19 protein-coding genes are annotated in these 23453 nt (G+C 61.6%); 6 read left to right on the top strand and 13 right to left on the bottom strand.

What is annotated here, in order from left to right:
- Window positions 1-11: 11 nt before the first annotated feature.
- The 13 genes from J2Y41_RS00985 to J2Y41_RS00925 all read right to left on the bottom strand — a co-directional run bounded on the left by J2Y41_RS00985 (window position 12) and on the right by J2Y41_RS00925 (window position 14328).
- On the bottom strand, window positions 12-755 hold the full coding sequence (locus tag J2Y41_RS00985) for a 3-oxoacyl-ACP reductase family protein (RefSeq protein ID WP_224165195.1): 744 nt from the start codon (window positions 753-755) through the stop codon (window positions 12-14).
- Window positions 752-1582, bottom strand: coding sequence for an alpha/beta hydrolase (locus J2Y41_RS00980; protein WP_309925355.1), 831 nt, complete (start codon window positions 1580-1582; stop codon window positions 752-754). The genes J2Y41_RS00985 and J2Y41_RS00980 overlap by 4 nt, the downstream gene beginning before the upstream one ends.
- Window positions 1575-2567: a VOC family protein gene (locus J2Y41_RS00975; protein ID WP_309925354.1), complete on the bottom strand. Its 993-nt coding sequence runs from the start codon at window positions 2565-2567 to the stop codon at window positions 1575-1577. The genes J2Y41_RS00980 and J2Y41_RS00975 overlap by 8 nt, the downstream gene beginning before the upstream one ends.
- 33 nt (window positions 2568-2600) lie before the next feature.
- On the bottom strand, window positions 2601-3602 hold the full coding sequence (locus J2Y41_RS00970) for a PDR/VanB family oxidoreductase (protein ID WP_309925353.1): 1002 nt from the start codon (window positions 3600-3602) through the stop codon (window positions 2601-2603).
- Between the two features lie 6 nt (window positions 3603-3608).
- The gene (locus J2Y41_RS00965; RefSeq protein ID WP_309925352.1) at window positions 3609-3953 is read right to left on the bottom strand and encodes a RidA family protein; all 345 of its coding nucleotides are present in this window, start codon (window positions 3951-3953) and stop codon (window positions 3609-3611) included.
- Between the two features lie 41 nt (window positions 3954-3994).
- Window positions 3995-5482, bottom strand: coding sequence for an aldehyde dehydrogenase (locus J2Y41_RS00960; RefSeq protein ID WP_309925350.1), 1488 nt, complete (start codon window positions 5480-5482; stop codon window positions 3995-3997).
- 148 nt (window positions 5483-5630) lie between these two features.
- Complete coding sequence (locus tag J2Y41_RS00955) at window positions 5631-6815, bottom strand: XdhC family protein (RefSeq protein WP_309925347.1); 1185 nt, start codon at window positions 6813-6815, stop codon at window positions 5631-5633.
- A complete protein-coding gene (locus tag J2Y41_RS00950; protein ID WP_309925345.1) occupies window positions 6808-9147 on the bottom strand; it encodes a xanthine dehydrogenase family protein molybdopterin-binding subunit in 2340 nt (779 codons plus the stop codon). Before J2Y41_RS00950 ends, J2Y41_RS00955 begins: the two co-directional genes overlap by 8 nt.
- On the bottom strand, window positions 9144-9677 hold the full coding sequence (locus tag J2Y41_RS00945) for a 2Fe-2S iron-sulfur cluster-binding protein (RefSeq protein WP_309925343.1): 534 nt from the start codon (window positions 9675-9677) through the stop codon (window positions 9144-9146). Before J2Y41_RS00945 ends, J2Y41_RS00950 begins: the two co-directional genes overlap by 4 nt.
- Window positions 9678-9683: 6 nt before the next feature.
- Complete coding sequence (locus J2Y41_RS00940; RefSeq protein WP_309925341.1) at window positions 9684-10553, bottom strand: FAD binding domain-containing protein; 870 nt, start codon at window positions 10551-10553, stop codon at window positions 9684-9686.
- Between the two features lie 92 nt (window positions 10554-10645).
- Window positions 10646-11500 (bottom strand): TauD/TfdA family dioxygenase, encoded by an 855-nt coding sequence (locus tag J2Y41_RS00935; protein WP_224165205.1) that lies wholly within the window; start codon window positions 11498-11500, stop codon window positions 10646-10648.
- A 37-nt stretch (window positions 11501-11537) separates the two neighbouring features.
- Window positions 11538-12893, bottom strand: a complete 1356-nt coding sequence (locus tag J2Y41_RS00930; RefSeq protein WP_309925338.1) for an MFS transporter — start codon at window positions 12891-12893, stop codon at window positions 11538-11540.
- Between the two features lie 244 nt (window positions 12894-13137).
- Complete coding sequence (locus J2Y41_RS00925; RefSeq protein WP_309925335.1) at window positions 13138-14328, bottom strand: helix-turn-helix domain-containing protein; 1191 nt, start codon at window positions 14326-14328, stop codon at window positions 13138-13140.
- 363 nt (window positions 14329-14691) lie between these two features.
- Between J2Y41_RS00925 and J2Y41_RS00920 the strand changes: the two genes are divergently transcribed.
- Genes J2Y41_RS00920 through J2Y41_RS00895 form a run of 6 tightly spaced genes read left to right on the top strand, consistent with a single transcriptional unit; the run spans window position 14692 to window position 23427 of the window.
- The gene (locus tag J2Y41_RS00920; protein WP_309925333.1) at window positions 14692-15798 is read left to right on the top strand and encodes an extracellular solute-binding protein; all 1107 of its coding nucleotides are present in this window, start codon (window positions 14692-14694) and stop codon (window positions 15796-15798) included.
- Window positions 15795-17549 (top strand): iron ABC transporter permease, encoded by a 1755-nt coding sequence (locus J2Y41_RS00915; RefSeq protein ID WP_309925331.1) that lies wholly within the window; start codon window positions 15795-15797, stop codon window positions 17547-17549. Before J2Y41_RS00920 ends, J2Y41_RS00915 begins: the two co-directional genes overlap by 4 nt.
- Entirely contained in the window at window positions 17542-18645 is a 1104-nt protein-coding gene (locus tag J2Y41_RS00910) for an ABC transporter ATP-binding protein (RefSeq protein WP_309925329.1), read from the top strand. Before J2Y41_RS00915 ends, J2Y41_RS00910 begins: the two co-directional genes overlap by 8 nt.
- Window positions 18642-19736: a threonine aldolase family protein gene (locus J2Y41_RS00905; protein WP_309925325.1), complete on the top strand. Its 1095-nt coding sequence runs from the start codon at window positions 18642-18644 to the stop codon at window positions 19734-19736. The genes J2Y41_RS00910 and J2Y41_RS00905 overlap by 4 nt, the downstream gene beginning before the upstream one ends.
- A gap of 1 nt (window position 19737) precedes the next feature.
- The gene (locus tag J2Y41_RS00900; RefSeq protein ID WP_224088673.1) at window positions 19738-21018 is read left to right on the top strand and encodes an amidohydrolase family protein; all 1281 of its coding nucleotides are present in this window, start codon (window positions 19738-19740) and stop codon (window positions 21016-21018) included.
- A gap of 57 nt (window positions 21019-21075) precedes the next feature.
- Window positions 21076-23427, top strand: a complete 2352-nt coding sequence (locus J2Y41_RS00895) for a transketolase-like TK C-terminal-containing protein (RefSeq protein ID WP_309925321.1) — start codon at window positions 21076-21078, stop codon at window positions 23425-23427.
- Window positions 23428-23453: the final 26 nt, after the last annotated feature.

The raw sequence follows: 23453 nt of genomic DNA, 5'->3' as shown, positions 1-23453 counted from the left end.
GGCCAATGACTTCAATGGCCCATCACGAAGCCGCCGTCCACCACGATGGTCTGGCCGGTGATGAAGCCTGCGGCTTCGGACAGCAGGAACTGGACGACGCCGGACACGTCCTTGGGCTCTTGGTCCCTGGGCAGGACGCGGTTCTCTTCGTAGAGCCGGTAGCGCGAGGCCGGCACTGACTCGGTGGCTTCCACCCGGGTCAGCCCTGGTGCGACGGCATTGACGCGGACTCCGGCTGGTCCCGCGTCGCGGGCCATTGTCCGGGTCATCGCCAGGACAGCCCCCTTTGATCCGACGTAGTGGACCAGCCGTGGGGAGCCGTAAAGCGCTGCGTCCGATGCGATGTTAACAATGGAGCCTGCCTGGCTTTGTGCCAGCTGCGGGTAAAGGTGTTTGCTGACCAGCCAGGTCCCGTAGGCGTTGACGGTCATCACCCTTTGGAAGAAATCTTCGTCCAGTTCCCAAAAGGTGTCCCCACCTACGCCGTCGGCCAATGCCGCATTGTTGACCAGTGCATCCGCACCGCCCAGCTGCTGGACTGCAGCGGCCAGGTCCGCCACCGAGGATTTGTCAGCGATGTCGGTGATGACCGCCGTCGCGTCAAAGCCCCGTCCGCGAAGTGTGGCGGCCGCCTGCTCGGCGAGGTCTGTGTTCTTCTCGGCAATGACTATTCGGTCTCCACTGCTTGCCAATCGTTCGGCAATGTCGAACCCGAGCCCACGCCCGGAGCCGGTAACTACCACGAGGCGCGTCATTGGATGCCCTCCCAGAAAGCGAGGATGGCAGCGGACATCTCCTCCGGTTTTTCCTGCACTGCGGCGTGCCCTGCACCGGCAATGATGCGCAGTGCAGCACCGGGGATGTTCTCTGCCAGGACCTTGGATTCCGCCACGCCAGTGATCACATCGTCCTGGCCTACCAAGACCAGCGCCGGGATCCGCAGCCGGGGCAGCAGGTCCGTGGTGTCGCACTGCGCCATCATGGCGGCGGCCGACGCAAAGCCGGACATGCGGACGGCAGCCATGTCCGCCCGAACAGCTTCGGCCACCCATGCCGGGGCGGATGGGGAGACCAGCTTTGCCGATCGTCGGGCCGCAAGAATTTCAGGACCGACGGCGGCCAGTTCCGGGACGCGGGCAAGCATGCGCTCCGCGGCTGTTCGTGTAATTCCCGAACCCCGGGTGCTGTCCGCCAGCACAATGGACCGCACTGCCTCCGGAGCTTGGGCCGCTATCCGGGTGGCAATAACGCCACCCCATGACGTGCCAATCAGGTGGGCGGGGCCCAGATTCAAGGTGGCCAGGATGTCCAGAACCAAATCAGGATGATCCAAGCCTTTCGGTGGCGCTGCCGATTCGCCGTAGCCGGGAGCATCCCAGCAAAACGTCTGGTATCCATGAGCGCTCAGCAACTGGGCCAGGGCCCCACAGGAGGACGCGGCTCCCCCGATGCCGTGCATGAGGAAGACCGGGATCCCTTCCCCGCGGATAACAAGGGAGACCCCGTGGACAAATTTCCGGCGTTCGGCAACGGTGTCCATCGGCGCCGTTTCGGCGGCTGCCGGCAAGGAGCTGCTACGCATGGGCTTTTTCTGCGGCAGGAGCTTCCACCGTTGAGAAGTAATCCTCGCGTCCAGGGACTACAAGCGACCTGTACCCGCTGTCCGGAACGCCGGCCATGGCGCTTCGGACCGCTGAAGTGGGCGGACCTGCGGTTCCCCATTGGTCGGAGAGTTCCGGCGTCCGCTCCCACGTGCGGCACAGCCAACTGTCCTCATCCACCTGGGCAACTTCGGAGGTGTATTCGCAAACCAGGCCAGAGGGGTCCGTGAAATACGAAAAGGTATTGTCGCCGGGACCGTGCCGGCCCGGCCCCCACTGAGGCGCGATGTTGTGTCGCTTCAGGTTGCCGATGCCGCGCATGAAGTGATCAATGCTCTGCATCTCGTAAGCCACATGATTGACCGAGGTCCAGGGAGCCTGGTTGAACGCGATGGCATGGTGCTCGCTGTTGCACCGCAGGAAGGCCATCTGGTGCTCGGACCAGTCTGAAATCCGCATCCCCAGCACCTGCGTATAGAAAGCCGTGGCACGATCAATATCCACGGTATTGAGCACCACATGGGCGATCTTGCGTGGCAGGGCCCGCCGACCAGCCGGCTCCTGGCTGACTACGGCGTGGACATTAGCGGAAAGTTCCACCAGCCTGCCTTCAGGGTCAACCAGCTGAAGACCGTAGCCGCCGGCAGCATCATCCAAAGGACCGGGCTCACGGAACAGGGGAATCCCCAGGGCGGTGAGCTTAGTGGCTGCACGGTCAACGTCCTGCGGCGTGGACAGGGCGAAGGAGACCCCGCCCAGGGCGTTCTGCTCGCCCTTTTCCAGCCTCAGGATGTGATGTTCGGAACCCGTTCCGCGGAGCCAAAATTTGTCGGTGTCCTCCTCCACAGTGGAGAGGCCCCAGACTTCATGGTAGAAGTCCTTCGCTGGCCGGGTATCGGGCACTTTCAGGGACACGGAACGCAGCGACCGCAGATTGCAGACAGGCTCTGCTGAGAAATAGTTCATGGGAAATCAACCTTCAGTCGAGTGATGTTCGTACTAGAGATCCAAAATCAGTTCCCGGGACCGGCAACGTGAGACGCAAACAAACATTGATTTGTTCTCTGCGCGCTCGGCCGGTGAGAGGAGGAAATCACGGTGCTCAACGTCCCCCTCGATGACTCCGGTTTCACAGGTTCCGCAAATGCCTTCCGCACATGAACTGGGAACGTTGATGCCGGCGTCGTTCAGTGCCTCCAGAACTGAAACATCGGGCCCCACGGCAATCCGCTGGCCAGTGCTTTGGCAGATGACGTCGAAACTTGTCGCGTCGAGTTCCGGTCCGGGCACGATGTCCGGTGCCTTGAACCGCTCAATCCTCAATTTCGAGTCGTCTGCCATGGCTCCTGCGACAGCCTGCATCAATGATTCAGGGCCGCAGGCATACACCAGGGCTTCAGGCGGGAGCGAACCGACTGCCTGTGAAAGATCCGCGTAGTTGCCGTTGTCTTCGTCGGCAGCGTGAATACTGATCCGATGCCGGGGCAGGCCTGAAATCTCTGACAGGAAGGCCATGGTGGAACGTGACCGGCCGGTATATAGCAGTGACCAGTCAGCTCCGACCGATTCCAACCGCCGAACCATGGAAATGATGGGGGTGATGCCAATACCGCCTGCTACCAATGCATATCGCCCGGCATGTTCAAGCTCGAAGTTGTTGCGCGGACCCTCAACCTTAATGAGCGTTCCCACCGGCAGCTCATCATGGATCAGTCTGCTGCCACCGCGGGAATCGGGGGTTCGGAGCACAGCAACCGTCCAACTGGTGGAGTCTTCCGGGTCCGAACACAAGGAGTATTCGCGGGTGAGCCCATTGGGCAGGTGCAGGCTCAGGTGGGCACCTGGAAGCCACTGCGGAAGCTCCGCCCCGGCGGGATCAACAAACGTAATCCGGATGACGCCGTCGGCTTCCCAGGTTTTCTGCTGCACCCTGAGCGTCAGCACCTTCGGCTCCGCGCCAGCAGGAGTCACCACCCTGCGATTCTGAATTTCCACACTCATTGGTCTTCATTTCCTCCGGTGCGCGATTGCTTCGATTTCCACCGTGGCTCCATAAGGCAGGGAGGCCACCTCCACAAACGAACGTGCCGGGCGGGGCGACTCGAACAGCAGCTCGTAGTGCTTGTTGGCTTCATCCCGCAGCGTCACGTCGGTGACGAAGTAGGTGGTTTTTACGACATCCGCCAAGGACATACCGACGGATCCGAGTCGTTCGGAGAGTCTCTCGGCTGCCGCGACCAGCGCTTCGGAGCGTCCGGGCACGGCAATACCACGTTCATCCACCGACAAAGCGCCGGAGACAAAGCCGAATCCCCCGGCTACAAAGGCGGGGCTGTAGGGGTGAGCATTCATTGACGTACCTTTCGAACGCAGGATGGTGGTAGCCGGTCCAGCTAGTTGGCGGCCCATGGAATGGAGGCACCCGAGAGGTCGATGTAGATGCTCTTCTGGTGCATATAGGATCGAATGCCGTCCCGGCCCTTTTCGGTGCCCAGACCGCTTTCCTTAAGCCCGCTGAACGGGGTGGCGATACTGAACTGCTTGTAGGTGTTGACCCAGACCGTGCCCGCCGAAACGGCCCGGGCTGTTCTCCAGGCCAGGCGGTAGTCAGCGGTCCAGATGCCGCACGCCAGGCCAAAAACACTGTCGTTGGCTTGAAGGACGAGATCGGCTTCATCATCAAACGGCAGGACGACTGCCACCGGCCCGAAAATTTCCTCCTGGCAAATGACGTCCGAGTTGCTCACGCCGGCAATGATGGTGGGCTCGTAGAACGCACCGGCCTGCAACCTGCAGTCATTGGGGGCAGTGCCGCCGCAGAGGATTCGGGCGCCGGCCAGCCTCGCGTCTTCAACCATGCCGGCCACGGCGTCACGGTGGGCATGGGCGACCAGTGGCCCCACCTGGGTGCTTGGATCCGTACCTGGTCCGATTCGCAGGGCTTCGGCACCTTTGACGAGTCTTTCGACAACGGAGTCGTAGACCGATCGCTGGATGAAGACGCGCGAGCCGGCAATGCAGCTCTGACCGCTCGAGGAGAAGATGCCATAAAGCACGCCGGCCACAGCCTGGTCCAGGTCGGCATCGGCAAAAATAATGGTGGGAGATTTTCCGCCCAGCTCCAAGGTGATGGGCATGATTTTCTCGGCTGCGATATGGCCCAGTTGGCGCCCCGTGGAAGTCCCGCCCGTGAAGGAAATCTTGCCCACATCAGGGTGTCGCGCGATCGCGTCGCCCACGACGCGGCCGGGGCCTGGAAGGACAGAGAGCAGACCTGCCGGGAGGCCGGCCTCCTCACAAATCCGTGCCAACAGCAGCGAAACCCATGGAGCCCAGACCGGCGGCTTCACCACGACGGCGTTCCCCGCCGCGAGTGCCGGCGCCACTTTTTGTGCGTCGCTGGCAATCGGCGAGTTCCAAGGCGTGATAGCCCCGACGACTCCGATCGGTTCATAGGTGGACATGCTGAGGTAGTTCCCGCGAGGGGACGTCAGCGCATTCTCCATGGTTTCCAGTGCAGCCGCGGTGAACCGGAAGGTTGCTGCCGCGCTCATGGCGAGCGCCTTGGTTTCCACGAGTGTCTTACCTGTGTCCAGCGTCTGCAGTTCGGCAATGCGATCTGCGTTGATCTCGATGGCCGAGCTGATGCGGTGCAGGACGGCAGCGCGTTCGTGGGGGAGCATCTTTGCCCATCCCGACTCTTCCACGGCTTTCAGGCCGGCAGCCACTGCGGCGTCCACATCCGTCGTCGTTGCCCCATGGAGGGTGGCGAAAACCTCAGAGGTAGCCGGATTGACCGATTCGATCAGCGCGCCGCCGCCTCGGGTCCAGACGCCGCCCACATAGATTTCATCCCGCGTATCAAGGCTGTCTGTACTCATCTTCAGCTTCCGTTCATCTGTCTGTTATGCCCAGGCCGTGAATTCATGTGAACTACGTCATAGGAAAAGAATATCAGTAGTAAGATACTTTCTGTCAAGATATTTAGGTCTTAAGTTAATTTGGCATCAACCGACTCCGGGGGAAGCCTCAATAACAGAACGACGGCGGCTGGCCGGCTGGGCGCAGCTGATAACCTGCGCGCTCCAGCGCGCCTTTGTGGATCGGTTCGCTGGTGTGCGCCAGCGGCAGGCCTGACGTCTGGTTCTTGGCGGCGATGATCTCCGCCATGATGGAAACCGCCGTTTCAGCGGGCGTGGAAGCGGAAAGGTCCAGTCCGATCGGCGAGCGAAGCGGTGCCATCGACTGATCCGTGTGGCCCAAGCCAATCAGCCTCTCCCGGCGGTCTTGGGCAGTTCGGCGTGAACCCATCGCGCCGATGTACGCGAAACCGTGTCTTAGGGCTACATCAAGGACCGGAACATCGAATTTGGCATCATGCGTCAACACACAGATAGCGGCATCAGTGGCCAGCCTTCCCCGGGCAATTTCTTTCTGCAGGTAGCGCACCGGTTGGTCGATCACGATCTCATGGGCTGAAGGAATGCGCTCGGCCGTCGCGAACACAGCACGGGCATCACAAACTGTGACGTGAAAGCCAAGGAAAGCCCCCATGTGGGCCAGCGAGGCGGAGAAATCGATCGCCCCGAAGATCAGCAGCCTACGGGCCGGACGGTAGACATCGATCAACAAGGACAGCGGCTTTTCGGTGCCGGTGGCCGCCGGAAGAAGGACCGACGTCGTGGTTCCGGAGGCGATTGCCTCCTGGACTGCGTCCCCGGCGGCGCGGACCGCATCGGGAACAAGGGCGGTACCTTCAAACAGCTCTTCGATGTCCGCATTTTGCGGGACCAGTTCGGATCGACCCACAAAGCCCGGTTCGCCGTCGAAGATGGTGACCATGGCGCAGGGCAGGTTCGCAGCCAAAGCCCGCTGCAATGAAGCGAAATGCGGGCAGGCGGCCGGTTCGTACGTCTGGATGAAAATCTCAACGCTGCCGCCGCACATCAGACCGACGCCGAAACCGTCGTCGTCTGAAATGCCAAAACTGTGGAGCTCCGGGACCCCGCTGGCCAGGACATCGGCTGCCGCCTCGATCACACTTGCCTCTACGCATCCACCCGAAACTGAGCCCACCGGCGATCCGTCTTCAGTGACGAGCATGGACGTTCCGACGGCCCGCGGCGCGGAACCTTCCGTGCGGACCACCGTAGCCAAGGCGAGCCGCTGACCGGTCAGCAGCGCTTCCTCCAGCTTTTCCATCACTTCACGCATTTCCGTGAGCCCCACCTTGACGCGCACGTGCAGCGCGGATGCCGTTGTAGACCCGTTCAGGTGTCATAGGCAACGACGTGAGCTGTGCCCCGGTGGCGTCAGCGATGGCCTGGGCAATCGCCGGCGCAATGGGAAGCATGCCACCCTCGCCCATCCCTTTGGTCCCAAAAGGTCCGGCCCCATGGCCCTGCTCCTGGGTGATGGAGGAAAAGCGCCGGGGAATGTCCTCAGCCAGCGGCACCCGGTAGAGGAGCGCCTCGCCGTTAAGCAGCTCGCCGTCGTCGTACCGCAGTTCCTCGAAGAGTGCCTGGGCCAATCCGAAGACCGCGGCGCCCTCATCCTGGCCGCGGCAACCCAGCTTGTTCACCACCTTGCCGGCATCTCCGCTGACAACCAGCTGCAAAATCTCCACCCGGCCCGTTTCCGGATCGACGTCCACTTCCGCGGCTGCCCAACCGATCTCCCAAAACATGCAGGGTGCTTCCAGGGGTGCGCTGCTGGAAGCACGGACCTTAAAGTACCCGTCCGCGCTGAACTCGAATCCTGTTCCGCCGAATCTGTCCATAATCAACGGCGGGAGCTCATAGGTGGTGCCGTCAGCGCCAACGATGTGCCAGTTGTCCAGGCGGATCGATTGGCGGTCCAGCAGCAGGTGTTCTGCCGCCACGTCCAACACGGAACTCCTCACCCGCTCAGCAGCCTGAAGCACTGCATGACCCATGACCGCGATGCCGGATGAGGCGTTGGTGCCTTGGTCGAAAGGGGTGTTGTCGGTGTCAATTGCGGCATATTTCACCCGCTTCGGATCGCATGCCAGCGTCTCCGCCACAATTTGGCACAGCGCCGAATGGCCGCCCTGGCCCATCTCCACCAAGCCACAATTTAGAAAGACATCGCCATTGGTGGTCACCTTGACCCTGGCTTGGGCAGGCTTGTTGACGCCACCACCATCTTTGATGCCGATAGCAACTCCCATGCCACGGTTGCCTGAGCGCGGGCGGTTGCGATAACCGATAGCGTCGGCCACCAGGTTCAGGCCAAGCTTAAGATCCGAATCGATGGGAGTTTCTCCTGGAACGAACTCCTCACCCAATTCCTTGGCGTTCTTGAGTCGAAGCTCCAGTGGATCGAACCCCAGCCGCTCGGCGATCAGGTCAACTTGGCGCTCACTGGCCCAGGTGGCCTGGGTTGCGCCGAAACCACGGTAGGCGCCGGCAGGGACGGTGTTGGTGATCACCGCCTGGCAGACGGAATCTATCCGTTTCCAGCGGTAAGCTCCGGGCATCCGGTACCCGGCTTTCTCTGCCACCAGTGGACTGGCATCTGCGTAAGCGCCACCGTTAAGCAGCACCCGGGACTGGCGCGCCATGAACTCGCCATCTGCCTTAAGCCCGGACTTAACCGTGAGGATGGCGTCATGCTGGCTCAGCGTCAGGAAGACTTCTTCGGTGCTCATGCAGTAGCGAACCGGCCGCCCAGCCGACAACTGCGAAAGCCGGATAGCGATCGCCTCCGTTTTTGGGCCGTTCTTAGCTCCAAAACCGCCGCCCAGGAGCGGAACGTTGACCCGGATGTCGTTTTCAGGAAGCCCAAAAACCCTGGCCAGTTCCTTGCGCATGGGAAAAGGGCTTTGAGTGGAGGTCCACACTTCGATTTCAGTGGCTGTTGCCTCGGCAACGGTGGCAAAGGGCTCGAGGTGCATGTGGTTCATCCGGGAGAAGGTAAAGGTGTCCTCGAAGATGTAGTCGCAATCTGCCCAGATGCTCTCGTCTCCCGTTTCGTAGCGGAATTCGTAGCTCACGTTGTGGGCGGTGTGTGCCGCGCCCGAGGCGCCATCGCCATACTCGGGATAAGCCGCAAAAGGCTGATCGGGAAAAATTGCAGGGGCTGATAAATCCATTGCTGCTGTTGAATCAAAGACCGCCGGCAGCGGCTCATACTCAACCCGAATCAAATCCAAGGCCGCAAAAGCTGTGCGTTCATCCACGGCAGCCACAGCAGCAACGACGTCGCCAACGTAGCGGACCGCGTCTGTGGCAACAATCGGCTGGTCTTTGACGTAAGTACCGTAGGAATGCAAGCCATGGATTTCCTCGCGGGTGACCACGGCAGTGACTCCTGCCAGGGAGCGGGCGGCCGAAGCGTCGATGCTGAGAATCCGGGCGTGCGCGTGTGGGCTCCGCAGCACCTTCGCGTGAAGCATCCCGGGCTTCTCGATGTCCACTGTGTAGATGGCGCGCCCGGTGACTTTGGCGGTGCTGTCCAGGCGTGGGCGGTCGCGTCCGACGATCGGCGAATCGTTCGGCGTGAAAGGAATCACGATCCCGTTCATTCGGGCGCCTGATCCTGCTGCTTGGCCCCAGCCAGTTCCGCGGCACGCTCCACGGATTCCAGGATCATCTCGTAACCCGTGCACCGGCAGGTGTTCGAACTTATCCAGTCCCGGATCTCTTCCCGGTCCGGTTGCGGATTTTGCCGCAACAGCGCTGTGGTCACCATCAGCATGCCGGATGTGCAGAAGCCGCATTGGAAGCCGCCGCATTCCCTGAATGCCTGCTGCTGGGCACTCAAAGTGCCGTCTTGGGCAGCCAAGCCCTCAACCGTTTCAACACGCGCACCGTCAATGTCGAAAGCGAACGTGGAACACGCAGCCACGGGAAGGTCATCAACCAAAACAGTGCAGGCACCGCAGACACTTCGCTCACACGAAGCACGGACGCCTTGCTTACCGCAGCTGTTGCGCAGCAAATCCAAGACCGTAGTACTCGTGGGAACAGAATGCCTTTCCGGGCTTCCATTCAGCTCAAATTCAACCTTGTGGGTGAATGTTTCCTGGCTTGATTCCGGTGATTCAAGGCTCATGGCTGGCTATCCTTTCCTTTGGTTACCGGTTGCTTCGGCAAGAAGACGGCGGCAGAGAACGCCCACAAGGTGTCGCCGGTAGTCGATGGATCCCGAGTAGTCGCCCGCCTCGTCCGGAAGCTGAGCCGCCAGGACCTCGCCCACAAAGGCCGGGTCAAGCTCGGTGATGGCAGTCGCCTCCGCAGTGTGTGACAGAACAAAAGGCTGCCGGTATTCACTGCCACAGACGGCAGTGACGGTAAGGCCGGCCTGTGGGTTCTTTCGGACCGTGAGGGACACCGTGCTGAGGGGGCGCATTGACCGCTCGTAACCGAACCACAGCAGGGACGGGGTATCGATGGTGACGGCGGTCAGAATACCTACATTGCCAGGGTCCGGATCCCAGAGCGATGAGACGGGCAGGGCTGCAATATCTCCGCCTTGAAACTGCATCTGCGCACCCAGGGCCGACAGAATGACAGGCATTTCGTATCGATAGCGGCGGGCAAGGAGATTTCCCCCGAGGGTGCCGCGATAGCGGATTCGAACTGTGGCAATTGATCCCCAGGCTGCTGCCAGGGCCGGGACGGATGACAGGATTTCCGGGCTTCTGCTGCCTTCAGCGTGGCTCACCAGGGAACCAATGCGCAGCAGCCCGTCCTCATTCGATATTGCCCGCAATTCCTTGATTCGTTGGATGGAAATCAGAACCTCCGGCTCTAATCCCTCGCGGAATTGCGCCACGAGATCCGAACAACCCGCCGCAATCACAGCTTCTGGATGTTGCCGTGTAAGAGCCACCGCCTCTCCCAGCGAAGCAGGCCGATGCAAAACAAATGGTGGAAGGGCGGACTGGCTCTGGGCTATCAGCCCCGCCCCTAATTTTTGGCCTCGCATTGGTCAGCCTTCTTTCGCCGGACAAAACCTGTATTCCTTATTAGCCAGCCGGGCGCCCCACAACGGGCCGCCCGGCACGGCTCCAACAACCCCTACGCCGGGCGGTCGCCCTTCAGCGTGACCCGGTGCATCAGCCTGTAGTGAGGGTGGTAGTCGCCCACCGCGTAGTGCTGGGTGGATCGGTTGTCCCAGATCACCAAGGAGTTCGGCTCCCAACGGAAACGAACCTGGTATTCCGGGGTTCTGGCCAGATCCGTGAGCATGTTTCTCAACGAGTCCCCCAGCTGCGTGGAAATACCCGTGAGCCGGGTGGTGAACAAGGCGTTGACGTAGACGAGCTTGCGGCCGGTTTCCGGATGCTTACGCACAACAGGGTGCGTCATGGGTGGATACTTCCGCCGCGTTTCCTCGTAGCGCGCCTCGCCGTCGGGCCCCTGGCGGACAACGCCGGTGAGTTCCTTTTCCCAGTCGTGCACTCCCTCAAGCCCGTCAATGACGCTTTTCACGTTCTCCGGCAGGGCGTCATACGCCGCGGTCATGCTCGCCCAGAGCGTGTCGCCGCCACACGGCGGAATTTCCTGGGCATGGAGGCAAGTAGCCGAATTCGGGGTTGCCTGCCAGGTCAAGTCCGAGTGCCAGACGTCGGTTCCTGCAGCCCGGCCACGCGACTCCAGCACCTCAATGTGCGGATATTCGGGGAGTGAGGGGAAGAACGCACTTACTTCCTGGGGATCGCCGAACACCTTGGCGAATTCGATCTGATCGTCCGGCGTAATCTGCTGATCGCGGAGAAACAGTACTTGGTACTCCAGGAAAGCTTCCCGTAGTTCCGCCCGGCATTCGGGGGTGATCTTTTCCCGTAGATCCAGTCCATGGATATACGCCCCAATGGTGGGTGTTGCTCGTTCCAGCGTAAATGTCTTGAACTCTTGGTTGTTGCCGCTCATGGTGGTTCCTTCCTTTGTTGGAAATGCTTGTGTCAAATCACTCGGAAAACGTGGGTGTGGGGACCTCGTCAACTCCCGTCGCATCGCTGCGCCTCCGGACCTGCGATGCCTTGTTTCGGATGACCCTTCCGAGCAAAAGAGCGCAGATGATCGATACAGTTCCGGCGACGAACACGTATAGCGATGTGGAGACGGACGCATTCGTCGCGGCAAACAGGGCACCGGCTATAAGGGGTGCAATGGCGCTGCCGAAGAGATTTCCGAGAGTAGTGGCCAGGGACAGTCCGCTGTAGCGGACCTTTGCGTCAAAGGCAGTGGAGAAATATGCCGGCGTCAGTGCCCATGGGATGTAGACGGCTACCGTTGCGGCAAAGTAGCAGACGGCGATGAAGCCATACGTGCCGCCGTCCAGGGCAAAGTACAGCGGGAACGCAACGATGACGATGAGGGCAAGGCCCCACAGGTATACCCGTTGTCCGCCGAATTTGTCCGAGAGTGCACCGGCGAGCGGGGTAACCACGAAGCCAATGGCAGAGGTTACGATCACCAGGACCAACATCGACGTCGAATCCAGCTCACCTGACTTCCCCGCGTAGACAAAGTTGTACACCGTGATCAGGTAGAAGAAGATTCCCGGTGCCAGGCTGGCGCCGGCCACAAGGAACACTTGCTTGGGGTGTGTCCGAAGTACCTCGACTACAGGCAGACGCACAACGCCGTGGTCAGCCTTGACTCGATCAAACTCCGGACTTTCCGCGACCTTCATGCGAATAACCAGGCCGGTGATAACCAGTACCGCACTAAGCAGGAAGGGGACCCGCCACCCCCAGGCCATGAACAGGTCTTTGGACATCGATTCCAGGGGTATATACAACGTCATGGCCAGGATCAGCCCCACGGCAACGCCTGCCTGCGGCCAGCTACCGAAATAGCCCCGCCGACCCTTCGGGGAATGTTCGGTAGCCATCAGCACTGCACCACCCCATTCACCGCCGAGCGCGAACCCTTGGGTCAGCCGCAGCACCACCAGCAGAATAGGGGCGAACACGCCTATCGCGTCATATGTGGGCAACAGTCCGATCGCAACGGTGGCAATGCCCATGATCAGGATGGTGAGGACCATCATCGGCTTTCGGCCTGCCCTGTCCCCGAAGTGACCGAAGACAATCGCCCCAATGGGACGCGCGACGAAGCCGGCCGCGAAAGTAGAGAACGCAAGCAAGGTCCCGGTGGTGGGGTCGAAGCCGGGGAAGAAGAGCTGGTTGAAAACGAGCACCGCCGCGGTGCTGTAGATGAAGAAGTCGTACCACTCGATAGTCGTACCGATGAGGCTCGCGAATGCGACCTTCCTCGGAGAACTCGCGCCCGATGGTTGTGCAACCACTGCACTCATATTGTGCCTCCAGGTAATTTTGCGAAGAGTCGGCCCCGCTATGCGTGGACCGTGGTAATCAGGGCTGCTTAGGGCACCTGTCTCAGAATGAGCTTTGAAGTGATGCAGATTACTTCAGTGGTCATTATCTTATTGCTGAGATGCTTTGTGCGCAAGATCTCATTTTTGAGGGAACCATTGCGAGTGGAGGGCGTCGGAGTAGAGGTGGCCCTGGGAACTTTGCCCTGGCTGGTTCAGCGCTTCTTCATGACAAGCCACCCTGCTCGGTTGTGGGTGCTATGAGGCCCCTTACCATGTGTTCGAGAATTTCCTGGATGCCCCGGATGTCCCGCAGGGAGGGAGTACGGACAACGCTGCTGATCACGTGCAGCGCCGCTTTCACCCGGGTTCTGACTACCTCCGGATTGGCACCCGGGTAAATGTCCTCCACCAGCGAGGCGAGATCGGTGATGTAGTCGCCCTCCGCCTCCATTAGGGTCCGCGAGTCCCCCTCGGGCAGGTGTGGACGTTCAGACACGGCCAGTTGCAGGAATTCCGGGCTGGTCAGCGAGAAAGCAATGTACGAGGAAAGGATGCGCTGCAGTGCCTCGGATGCGTCAGCCGCTTCAGATAGAGCGCGCCACATGTCCATCCACCGCGCTTCTTTGGCGCGATGCAGGGCTGCGGCAAGCATTTCCGCCTTGCTGTCGAAGTGGCGGTAAATGCTGGGACCCGTGACTCCAATCTCGGCGGCGATGTCGTCAAGACTCACGGCTTCAAACCCAAACGCAGCGAACTGTCGGATTGAGGCAGCCAGCAATGCCTCACGGCGGCTACGCGGCATGGGAATCTGCGTGCGCCGATGGTTCCCCGACGCTTCAATCGGGGGCAATGGCATGACGAGTACTGTGCGGGCGAGCCTGGCCAGCTGGAACTCTTCCTCCACCCGTGAGAGCCGGTGAGGGTTCCACGACACACTGATCATCACAGCAAACATCGCCCAAGCCCGCAGGTCAGCCTCGGAAGCGGGCAACGCATGGCTGCCGGACTGCAGTTTGCCGCTGATCGCGAACTTGACGCCGCTGGCAATATCGAAGCGGGTGGCAGGCGGGAGGTGCCGGGATTCACGCTCCCACAGCACGCCGTTTTCCCGGTGCTCCAAAACCGCCCTGCCCAGCGACGCGATCAACTGTTCCAGGTCGCCGTCCGGAGCTTGGGTGACGCTATCCAAAACGGGCTGGAGGCTGGCCACAACTGCCTCGCGAAGCAGCTCGCCCTTGCTCGGAAAATGTCGGTAAAGGGCAGATGGTTGAACCGCCATGGCCTTGGCCACATCATTCATGCTGACTTGCGCGTATCCCTTCTGCGCGAAGAGGTCACCTGCCGCAGCAAGAATCAGGGCGCGCCGGTTCCGGGGCCTGGTGCCGCGCTCCGGGGCGATGGAGGACTTAGTCATGTTTCTAGGATTAGTCAGATTCACTTATTGCGCAATAGGCCGCCACGTGCCAAAGTTTAAGAACAACATGCGAAACACTGCCCTTCACTTACGGATAAGCCAGTTGCCGCCAGATAGCAGTGACTCACCCTAGCGGGAAACGTGAAGGTTTCCCCGCAATGCGCGCACCGGCCCGAGCATCCCGGCGGCCGATGCATATTCACTTACGGGACGCCAAGTGGGTGCCAGACCCAGAGAAGCAGTCCCCAGCACGGCCCCCACCCCGAGCACCGCCCCGAGAAACCCAAGCACCCCAAACCCAAGCACCCCAAACCCAAGCACCCCACCCCCCCCAAGCACCGTCCCGTGACAAAGGAGTCTCACATGAAAAGACGTGCACTAGTCGCAGTTGCTGCCCTTTGCGGCTTCGCGAGCCTGACAGGCTGCAGCACCGGGAGTGACACCCCGAACGCCTACGCGGTCAAGACTGACATTCCGACCGCCGCGGCGATGGATCCGGCAATCCTTGAGGCTGCCGTCAAGGAAGGCTCGCTGTTGGTTTATGGCGAGGCGAATGAGGCGTCCATGAAGCCGGTCCTGGCCGCCTTCCAAGACCAGTATCCGGAGATCAAGGCCAGCTACATCAGCCTGGGTGGAACCGAAAGCTTCCAGCGATACCTCAACGAGAAGGCCACGGGCGGAAAGACCGCGGACGTCATCGTCAGCCTCCAGGGCGCGAACTTCCTGGATCTGGTCAAGCGTGGTGACATCCAGGACTTCACACCACCTGCTGCCGCTCCGCTGCCCGACTTCGCGAAACTCGCCCCCGGGGTCTTCGCGATGGAATTGAACCCGGTCATGGCACTGATCAACACCACCCTCCTGCCCGAATCCGAACAACCCGATTCCCTTGCATCGCTCGCCAAGATGTCCAGTGACCCCAAGCTCAAGGACAGGATCGTTACGTATGACGGCACTACGGAGTTTGGCTACACGGTTAATCACGCATACATAGCCAGGGCGGGAGAGGCTGGATGGAAGGTACTTGAGCAACTCGGACCAAACACCAAGGTCGAAGCCAGTGCAGGGCCCATGTACAACAAACTCCTGCAGGGCGAGTACACCTTGTCCTATTTCCAGTCCGGCGCCACCCGGCCACTCATCACCGGCGCGGCCGCGAAGGTACTGAACTACAGGTTCTTCGCAGATGGAACACCCTTCATGCCCCGCGGTGCCGGAGCGACCACCGGGGGCAAGTCGCCCAATGCGGCCAAAGTGTTTGTGAACTTCCTGATTGACAAGGCGGGCCAGACGGCCGGGTGTGCCGGCGGATTCGCACCCTACCTGGACGGAGTGGACTGCCCGGTGAACCTTGCGAAGGTAACGGAGCAATTGGGTGCGGAGAACATCAACATTGCCCAGTGGGACGAGGCCCTGGTCACGGACGCGCCGGCCTTCAAGAACCGTTGGAAAGAAGCATTCGGGCGATGAGCAGCCCCACACTTACAGGCCCAAAGGCTCCGTCACCGCCGCCAGGTGCAGGGAACCTCAAGCGGGCATGGCTGCCGGAGCGAGCCATCCACTACGGTGTCTGGATCCTGGCAGTCCTGCTGATCCTCGGCCCGATCGTGCCGATCGTCTGGTCATCGCTCTGGTCCACCCCGCTCTATGAGAGCGGCGGCAGCGGTACCCTGGACAACTTCCGAAAACTGGCCACTGATCCCCTCTGGTGGTCAGCCGTCGCCAACAGCCTGCAGTTCGCGCTCTTCGCCACCATCGGCTCAGTGGTGGTTGGAACCACGGTGGCCTTGCTGGTAGCCCGGACAGACCTCCCGTTGCGGAGAATCTATTCTGCGCTGATTGTCCTGCCATTGGTCCTGCCTGGACTGGTGCTCATCGTCGGGTGGCAGTCGATGTGGTCCAAGAACGGGTATGCCACCCATCTGCTGGAAGAGTACACACCGTTCACTGTTCCCTTTGACCTCTACAGCGTTGCAGGAATGGTGGTCATGGGTACGGTCCTTGGCTCGCCGGTGGTCTACCTCTTTGCCCGGGGGACGCTGTCCTCAGGCGATTCGACACTCGAGGAAGCCGCCCGTTGCGCTGGAGCGGGTCCCCTCCGCGCCTTGCTCTCGGTGACTCTGCCGTTGCTGCGCCCGGCATTACTCAACTCCGGGCTGCTGGTCTTCGCGCTCGCGTTGGAAACGCTGGGGATCCCCCTCATCCTCGGTACGTCAAAGAACATCAACATGATGTCCACCTACCTGTACAGGCAGTGGACGGGAAGCCCCGACGCCGGTGGAGGAGTTCTGCCCGCAGGAGCCGTCATGTTGTTGCTCGCCGTCACTCTGCTGCTGTTGCTTCGCAACCGCCTGGCCGGCGACCTCGCCCGCTTTACTACGACCGGTGGAAAGTCATCCAGACCGGCGAACGTTGTTAAATTGGGCCCCCTCGGCTGGCTGCTGTCCGCCGTCGTCGGAGTTGTCCTGGGCTGTGCAACCCTGGTGCCGCTCAGCGGGGTGGTCCTCGCCTCTGTGACCGCCCTTTTGACGCCGGCAATCAACCCGTTCAGCGTGCTGACATTGGATAACTTCTCAGCGATCTTAACCAACCCGCTCTATACCGGAGCGATCGGCAACAGTTTGCTGATTGCCACACTTGGCGCTGCCATCGCGACCGCCTGCATCGCCGTCATTGCACTGGTTGCCCACCGTTCCAATTTTCGGTTCCGCGGGTCCCTGGAGCACATCGTGCTGTATCCGCGGGCCGTCCCGGGCCTGATCACAGGCATGGCCTTCTTCTGGACGTTTGCCATCCTCGACCACTCCGGAACCTTCAGAGCAACACTTTGGGCGGTTGGAATAGCCTTCGGGGTCCGCGCGCTCGCCATGGGCTACGCCGCGTTCTATCCATCGCTTGCGGCGCTGGGCGCGGACCTGGACCGCGCCGCGCGCTCGGCCGGGGCGGATTGGTGGACAGCCATGCGAACCATCATTATCCGACTCCTGAGGCCAGCCATGGGTATCTCGTTCGTCCTCCTGTTTGTAGCGATGTTCAACGAAGCCGACGCCGCAGTCTTCTTGGTGACCCCCGAAACACAGGTTCTCGGACTGGCCATGCTTCAAATTGCGGCAAATGGCCTCGGAGGCACCGTCGCCGCCCTCGGAGTCATCCAACTTGTCATCACCGCAGCTGTCCTGGCCGCAGGACGCCTTCTGTTTGGAGTTCGCCCCAATGCCTGATCTGGTCATTTCCAATCTCACCAAGAAGTTTGGCCGTCTGACGGTCCTGGACAACGTGTCGGTGACCGCTTCCGACGGGCAGATCCTGACCTTGCTTGGCCCAAGCGGCTGCGGCAAGTCCACAACGCTCTGGTCCATCGCAGGACTACTCAAGCCCGACGGCGGCAGCATCGTTGTGGGCGACCAAACCTTGTTCAACCATGACTCCTCCGCATTCCTGCCACCGGAACGCCGCGATTGCGGCGTGGTTTTCCAGTCATATGCCGTATGGCCGCACATGAAGGTCCGCGACAACGTCGGCTATCCGCTGCGCCTCCGGCGCTTCAAGTCCGAGGCACTCCGCCGGCGCGTCGACGAAGTGCTTGAGCTGGTTGATCTCTCCGATCAGGCAGACCGCTATCCGCATCAGCTCTCCGGTGGCCAGCAACAACGAGTGGCACTGGCACGCGCGCTGGCATTTCCTCCGCGCTTGTTGCTCCTGGACGAGCCGTTTTCCAATCTTGATGCCAAGTTGCGCGAACGTACCCGCGATTGGTTGCTTCAGTTACAACGCAAGATTGGCGTCACCACGGTATTCGTGACCCACGATCAAGACGAAGCCCTGGCAATGAGCGACAAGATTGCGGTCATGTCGGCCGGAACAGTGCGCCAAATTGGTACGCCGGAGCAGATCTACAACGATCCCGCGGACCTCTTCGTTGCTGATTTTGTTGGCACCAGCAACCTGCTGGAGGGAACAGTGATCGCCCGCTCAAAGGGGATCCTGACGATCAAGATCGACGGGTTGGACCAAGCGATCCACGTACCGTCCTCAATTGGTTCCGACGGCGTCGTGGTTTCCGTTCGGCCGGAAGCCCTGGCGCTGTTGCCTGACGATGCGTCGTCCGAAGGCTACGAAATGACCGTTAACGGACCCGTCCTTGAGAGGTCGTATCACGGACATCACTTCCGCTACAGGGTGGGCGTCGGCGAGCAAGCCCTGGTGGTAGAAACCCGCGAGCGCACGGATGCCTCCCATGTACGTGTGGGCATTCCACTGGACGGCTACAAGTTGTTCCAGCCCCGGACTGCCACGGCAGCAAAGGCCGCGCAATGATTCCGGTCAGGTCAAACCACCCCATCAGGATCGACCTGTTCAGCGACACTATTACCCGGCCAACAGAGGCCATGCGGCAGGCCATGGCAAAGGCCGAGGTTGGGGATGAACAAAAGGGTGAAGACCCCTCCACCAACGAACTGGTTGCCCTGACAAGGGAGCTCCTGGGCAAGGAGGAGGCTGTCTTCCTGCCATCAGGAACCATGTGCAACCAGATCGCCTATGCCCTTCACTGCAGGCCCGGGGATGCGATTCTTGTTGACGAGAGTGCGCACTCTCTGTGCCATGAGGAAACCGGCGCTCCCGCCCTGGCCGGGGCTATGTACAGGCCCATCAAGGCAGATCGTGGCGTGTTCTCTGTTGCCCGGCTTGAAGCGGCGCTTCGCCCGGAGGGCAGGTCATCGGCCAGGAATGCGGTGCTCTCCATTGAGCAGCCATCCAACCTCGGAGGTGGTACGTGCTGGACGCTGGAAGGCATCACATCAGTGACGAAGGTGGCACGGGCTCATCGGATCAAAACCCACATGGATGGTGCCCGCCTGCTCAATGCGGTGGTGTCCACAGGCGTATCTGCCCGCGACTTTTGTGCCCCGTTCGACTCAGTCTGGCTGGACCTCAGCAAAGGGCTGGGCGCCCCAGTAGGCGCGGTGCTGGCCGGCGACACTGATTTCATCAACGAGGCGTGGCGGCTCAAGCAACGGTGGGGTGGCTCCATGCGCCAATCAGGGATTGTGGCGGCAGCCGGTACTTTTGCCCTCCGCAACAACGTGGACAGGCTGGCAGATGACCATGCGAATGCCCGTCTGCTGGCCGAGCTGCTGGCCGTCCATCCCCACATTTCGATCGACCCGCTAAAGGTCCAGACAAATATTGTCCTCTTTGACCTGGTGGACTTCCCCGTCACCGCAGCAGTGCTGGTGGACCGCTTGCTTCAGAAGAGCGGGGTAAGAATGGGCGCTTTTGGCCCGTCCACGATTCGTGCCGTCACCCATCTCGATGTTGATACGGGAGGCGTACGCCTCGCCGCTGAGGCGCTCACCGAATTGCTGGACGAAACCTACTCGATGCACGTAAGCAAAAGGAGCAACTGACATGACCATCACCTTTGACGTGACGGATCGACCCCTACCGTCCAGCGTCAGCCGGGCTGCCCGGATAGGCGACGACGTCACCGTGCTGCTCAATGCGCGTGTTGTTGATCCCGAGTCGGGCACATCTGGTTCCCTCAGCGACGTATGGCTCCAGGCTGGGCAGATCTCCCGCATTACTCCAGCCGGCAGTGAGCCGGACATGGGCAGCGTCCTGGATCTGAAGGGCAGGTTCGTGGCCCCCGGACTGATGGATGCCCATGTCCACCTGGCCTTCGATGGCGGTGATGACCCGAAGGGAACTTATCAGGGCAGCAGCGATGAACAGATCGTTGCGCAGATTGTGGCGAATGCGCGGATTGCGCTTCGTGCCGGGACAACCACTGTGCGGGACTGCGGGACACCCAGGCACCTGCTCGCCCCCATGAGGGCAGCCCTCGGCATGGCGTCCGACGTCGCCACGGTGGTTCACTGTGGTGCGCCGATCTGCCGCGTGGGCGGGCACGGGCACGACCTGGGCGGAGAGGTACGCACCCGTCACGACGTCGAGACCATCATCGCCGAACAGCACGCGGCCGGCGCCACCTGGATCAAGCTCATGGCCAGCGGCGGCGGATTTACTCCCGGAACCAGTCCGGCGGTCTTTGAGTTCGACCCCACGCTGCTCCGTGAAGCAGTGGTCATCGCCGGCTCCTACGGCATGAGGACCGCGGCCCATGCCCATGCCAGTTCCTCGATGGCCGCCTGCATCGAGGCAGGCGTGCACTCGTTGGAACACGCCTCCATGCTGGGGCCGGATGAGCAGTGCGCGCCCGATCGCGATCTGTTGCGCAGGGCGGCCGATGCCGGGATCCACATTGTGCCCACCGTCATCTCAGCGGACATCGTTTCCCGGCAATTGCGGGAGGGTCACCAGGTGCTATCCAACCCGCAGGACCGCAATGCGGTGGCGCGATTGGAATCGCGGTTTACCAACGTGACCCGGTTCCTGCACTCTGGCGTGTCAATCGTGGCTGGGACGGACGCAGGACCTGCACACGTCACGTTTGATCTCATTGCCAGCGAGTTGGAACGCTATGTCGACGCCGGACTGGCAGCACAGCATGCACTGAAGTCTGCGACGTGCGAGGCCGCCGACATGCTCGGCCTCGAGGCGCAAGTGGGTCGCATCCGGCCCGGCCTGTGGGCTGATCTCATCGTCACCGCGGCGGACCCCATGCAGGACATCAGCACTCTGGCAACGCCGCTTGGAGTCCTCAAGCGCGGACTACTGATCGCCCAATAGGTACTCGCAAGAAATACTCACACCCCCATGACCGCCACACACCCTTTAAGGCATGCAATGAACCTGACTCCAGTCACCGATGACCTGGCGCCGAAGACCGCCTCGCGCCTCGAGGATCCCCAGCTGGACGCACTCGCCGCGATAGAACGCCGCATTCTGTGGCTTGCGACATCCATCATCCATCACGCGAACAAGGTCAGACCGAACACATCCGGCATCAAGGTGGGCGGGCATCAGGCCTCGAGCGCCTCCATGGCCTCGATCATGACCTCGCTGTGGTTCGGGCAGCTTCGCGCCGAAGACCGTGTCTCGGTCAAGCCGCACGCTTCGCCGGTACTCCACAGCATCAACTATCTGCTGGGTAGCCTGGATGAAAAATACCTCACAACGCTGCGAGAGTTTGGCGGGCTGCAGAGCTACCCTAGCCGCGCGAAGGACCCGGATCCCGTTGACTACTCCACGGGATCCGTCGGCATCGGGGCCACAGCCCCCATCTGGGGTGCGATTTCGCGGCGGTACGTCGAGACCGTGAGCGGCACACCGAACCGTGGACGCCAGTACTCGCTCGTCGGCGACGCCGAACTGGACGAGGGTGCCGTCTGGGAGGCCGTACTGGACTCGAACGTTGCGGATCTTGGCGAGATCGTCTGGATCGTAGACCTGAACAGGCAGTCCCTTGACCGGGTGGTGCCAAACATTGCCGCGGGCAAGATAGAACGCCTCTTCGAGGCCGCTGGCTGGCAGGTCATCACCGTGCGGTTCGGCCATCTCTTGGAAAACCTCATGGCCAGGGCAGGAGGCGACGCGCTCCGGAAACGCATTGTTGACATGTCCAACCCCGAATACCAACGGCTGCTGCGCTGCTCCGCCGAAGAGCTGCGCCGCAGGCTCCCTGGTGAGGGCGCAGGGGGTGCGGCCATCGCTGAACTTATTGCCGGCGTCGAGGACCAGACCCTGACCCGGGCCATCAGGAACCTGGGCGGGCACGACCTCGCCGCGTTGCGCGAGGCCTACTCCCGGATCGATGACACCCGTCCCACCGTCATCATTGCCTACACCATCAAGGGCAACGGACTGCCAACTGAGGGCCATCCGCAGAACCATTCGTCGCTGCTCACCGTCGATCAATACCGCCAACTGGCAGACACGATGGGCGAGGACCCGGAGACACCGTGGACGCGGTTCGATCCCCTAAGCACCGAGGGACAGCTGGTGCTGACCACAGCCGAAGCCCTTCGTCGCACCGCTGTACCTGCGGTTGCCCCGCCGGCAGTACCCGCAGATTTCGGCAGAACCCCCTCGGGCACAGCCACCACACAGGCGGCCCTGGGCCGAACCCTGTTGGACGTCAACCGTGCCGCGCCCGACGTCGCCCGCCGGTTGGTGACCGTCAGCCCGGACGTAAGTTCCAGCACCAACCTCGCCGGCTGGCTGAACAAGGTGGGCGTATGGTCAGTGGAAGAGCGCCCTGACTGGTTCAGCGACGACTCCGAAACCGTCATGCACTGGCGGGAAAAACCCACGGGGCAGCACATCGAACTCGGCATTGCCGAGGTCAACCTTGTCAGCCTCCTGGGCGAGCTCGGCGCAACCTGGAGCCGCTGGGGCGAGCCGCTGTTCCCGATCGGCGTGCTCTATGACCCGTTCGTCGAGCGGGCCTTGGAACCGTGGTCCTACGGCATCTACGCCGGCGGCCAGTCGATCCTGGTCGGCACGCCATCCGGTGTCACGCTCGCACCCGAAGGCGGTGCGCACCAGTCCATCAAGACGCCGTCCATCGGCCTGGAACAGCCCGACTGCACCAGCTACGAACCTGCCTTCGCCATCGACGTCGAGTGGACGCTGCTGGCTTCCATGTCCCTACTCGGACGGCCCGACGGCACATCCGCCTACCTGCGCCTCTCCACAAAACCCATCGATCAGCAGCTGGCTGCCGTGCCGGAAGATCCCGCCGCCCGTGAGCGCCGCCGTCGCCAAGTGGTGGCGGGTGGTTACATGCTGCGCACGGCCGCGACACCGGTTGCGACGATCATCGCCATGGGCGCCATGGTCCCGGAAGCGGTTGCGGCCTCCGAGCGACTCGCCGGCCAAGGCACCCCCGTGGACGTCGTGTGCGTCACGAGCCCTGGCCTGCTCTACGACGCCCTGCAGGGCCGCAATGGACAGAATCCGGACGCACCGTCCTGGATCCTGGATCAAATCCTGCCCTCCGGGCGTGCGGTCCCCATGGTCACCGTACTCGACGGCCACCCCCACACACTCGCCTTCCTGGCCAGCGTGCATCAAGTCAAAAGCCGTAACCTCGGCGTAGACTCCTTCGGCCAGGCAGGCGGCCTCGAGGACGTCTACCGCTACCACGGGATCGACACCGACAGCATCGTCCGCGCTGTCCTGGATTTGGTTCAATGACAAGCGCGGGATCGGCGGCAGGGGCT

This window comes from Arthrobacter sp. 1088 (assembly GCF_031455315.1).
Lineage (GTDB): Bacteria > Actinomycetota > Actinomycetes > Actinomycetales > Micrococcaceae > Arthrobacter.
This window is presented reverse-complemented; position numbering and strand designations above follow the sequence as displayed.

What these genes read in the sequence shown, in the direction of transcription:
- J2Y41_RS00970 (WP_309925353.1), bottom strand. Translation starts at nt 3,602, where the DNA reads ATGAGTGTGGAAATTCAGAATCGCAGGGTGGTGACTCCTGCTGGCGCG.
- J2Y41_RS00895 (WP_309925321.1), top strand. Translation starts at nt 21,076, where the DNA reads ATGAACCTGACTCCAGTCACCGATGACCTGGCGCCGAAGACCGCCTCG.
- J2Y41_RS00935 (WP_224165205.1), bottom strand. Translation starts at nt 11,500, where the DNA reads ATGAGCGGCAACAACCAAGAGTTCAAGACATTTACGCTGGAACGAGCA.
- J2Y41_RS00930 (WP_309925338.1), bottom strand. Translation starts at nt 12,893, where the DNA reads ATGAGTGCAGTGGTTGCACAACCATCGGGCGCGAGTTCTCCGAGGAAG.
- J2Y41_RS00920 (WP_309925333.1), top strand. Translation starts at nt 14,692, where the DNA reads ATGAAAAGACGTGCACTAGTCGCAGTTGCTGCCCTTTGCGGCTTCGCG.
- J2Y41_RS00985 (WP_224165195.1), bottom strand. Translation starts at nt 755, where the DNA reads ATGACGCGCCTCGTGGTAGTTACCGGCTCCGGGCGTGGGCTCGGGTTC.
- J2Y41_RS00950 (WP_309925345.1), bottom strand. Translation starts at nt 9,147, where the DNA reads ATGAACGGGATCGTGATTCCTTTCACGCCGAACGATTCGCCGATCGTC.
- J2Y41_RS00955 (WP_309925347.1), bottom strand. Translation starts at nt 6,815, where the DNA reads ATGCGTGAAGTGATGGAAAAGCTGGAGGAAGCGCTGCTGACCGGTCAG.
- J2Y41_RS00915 (WP_309925331.1), top strand. Translation starts at nt 15,795, where the DNA reads ATGAGCAGCCCCACACTTACAGGCCCAAAGGCTCCGTCACCGCCGCCA.
- J2Y41_RS00900 (WP_224088673.1), top strand. Translation starts at nt 19,738, where the DNA reads ATGACCATCACCTTTGACGTGACGGATCGACCCCTACCGTCCAGCGTC.
- J2Y41_RS00905 (WP_309925325.1), top strand. Translation starts at nt 18,642, where the DNA reads ATGATTCCGGTCAGGTCAAACCACCCCATCAGGATCGACCTGTTCAGC.
- J2Y41_RS00980 (WP_309925355.1), bottom strand. Translation starts at nt 1,582, where the DNA reads ATGCGTAGCAGCTCCTTGCCGGCAGCCGCCGAAACGGCGCCGATGGAC.
- J2Y41_RS00975 (WP_309925354.1), bottom strand. Translation starts at nt 2,567, where the DNA reads ATGAACTATTTCTCAGCAGAGCCTGTCTGCAATCTGCGGTCGCTGCGT.
- J2Y41_RS00910 (WP_309925329.1), top strand. Translation starts at nt 17,542, where the DNA reads ATGCCTGATCTGGTCATTTCCAATCTCACCAAGAAGTTTGGCCGTCTG.
- J2Y41_RS00965 (WP_309925352.1), bottom strand. Translation starts at nt 3,953, where the DNA reads ATGAATGCTCACCCCTACAGCCCCGCCTTTGTAGCCGGGGGATTCGGC.
- J2Y41_RS00940 (WP_309925341.1), bottom strand. Translation starts at nt 10,553, where the DNA reads ATGCGAGGCCAAAAATTAGGGGCGGGGCTGATAGCCCAGAGCCAGTCC.
- J2Y41_RS00925 (WP_309925335.1), bottom strand. Translation starts at nt 14,328, where the DNA reads ATGACTAAGTCCTCCATCGCCCCGGAGCGCGGCACCAGGCCCCGGAAC.
- J2Y41_RS00945 (WP_309925343.1), bottom strand. Translation starts at nt 9,677, where the DNA reads ATGAGCCTTGAATCACCGGAATCAAGCCAGGAAACATTCACCCACAAG.
- J2Y41_RS00960 (WP_309925350.1), bottom strand. Translation starts at nt 5,482, where the DNA reads ATGAGTACAGACAGCCTTGATACGCGGGATGAAATCTATGTGGGCGGC.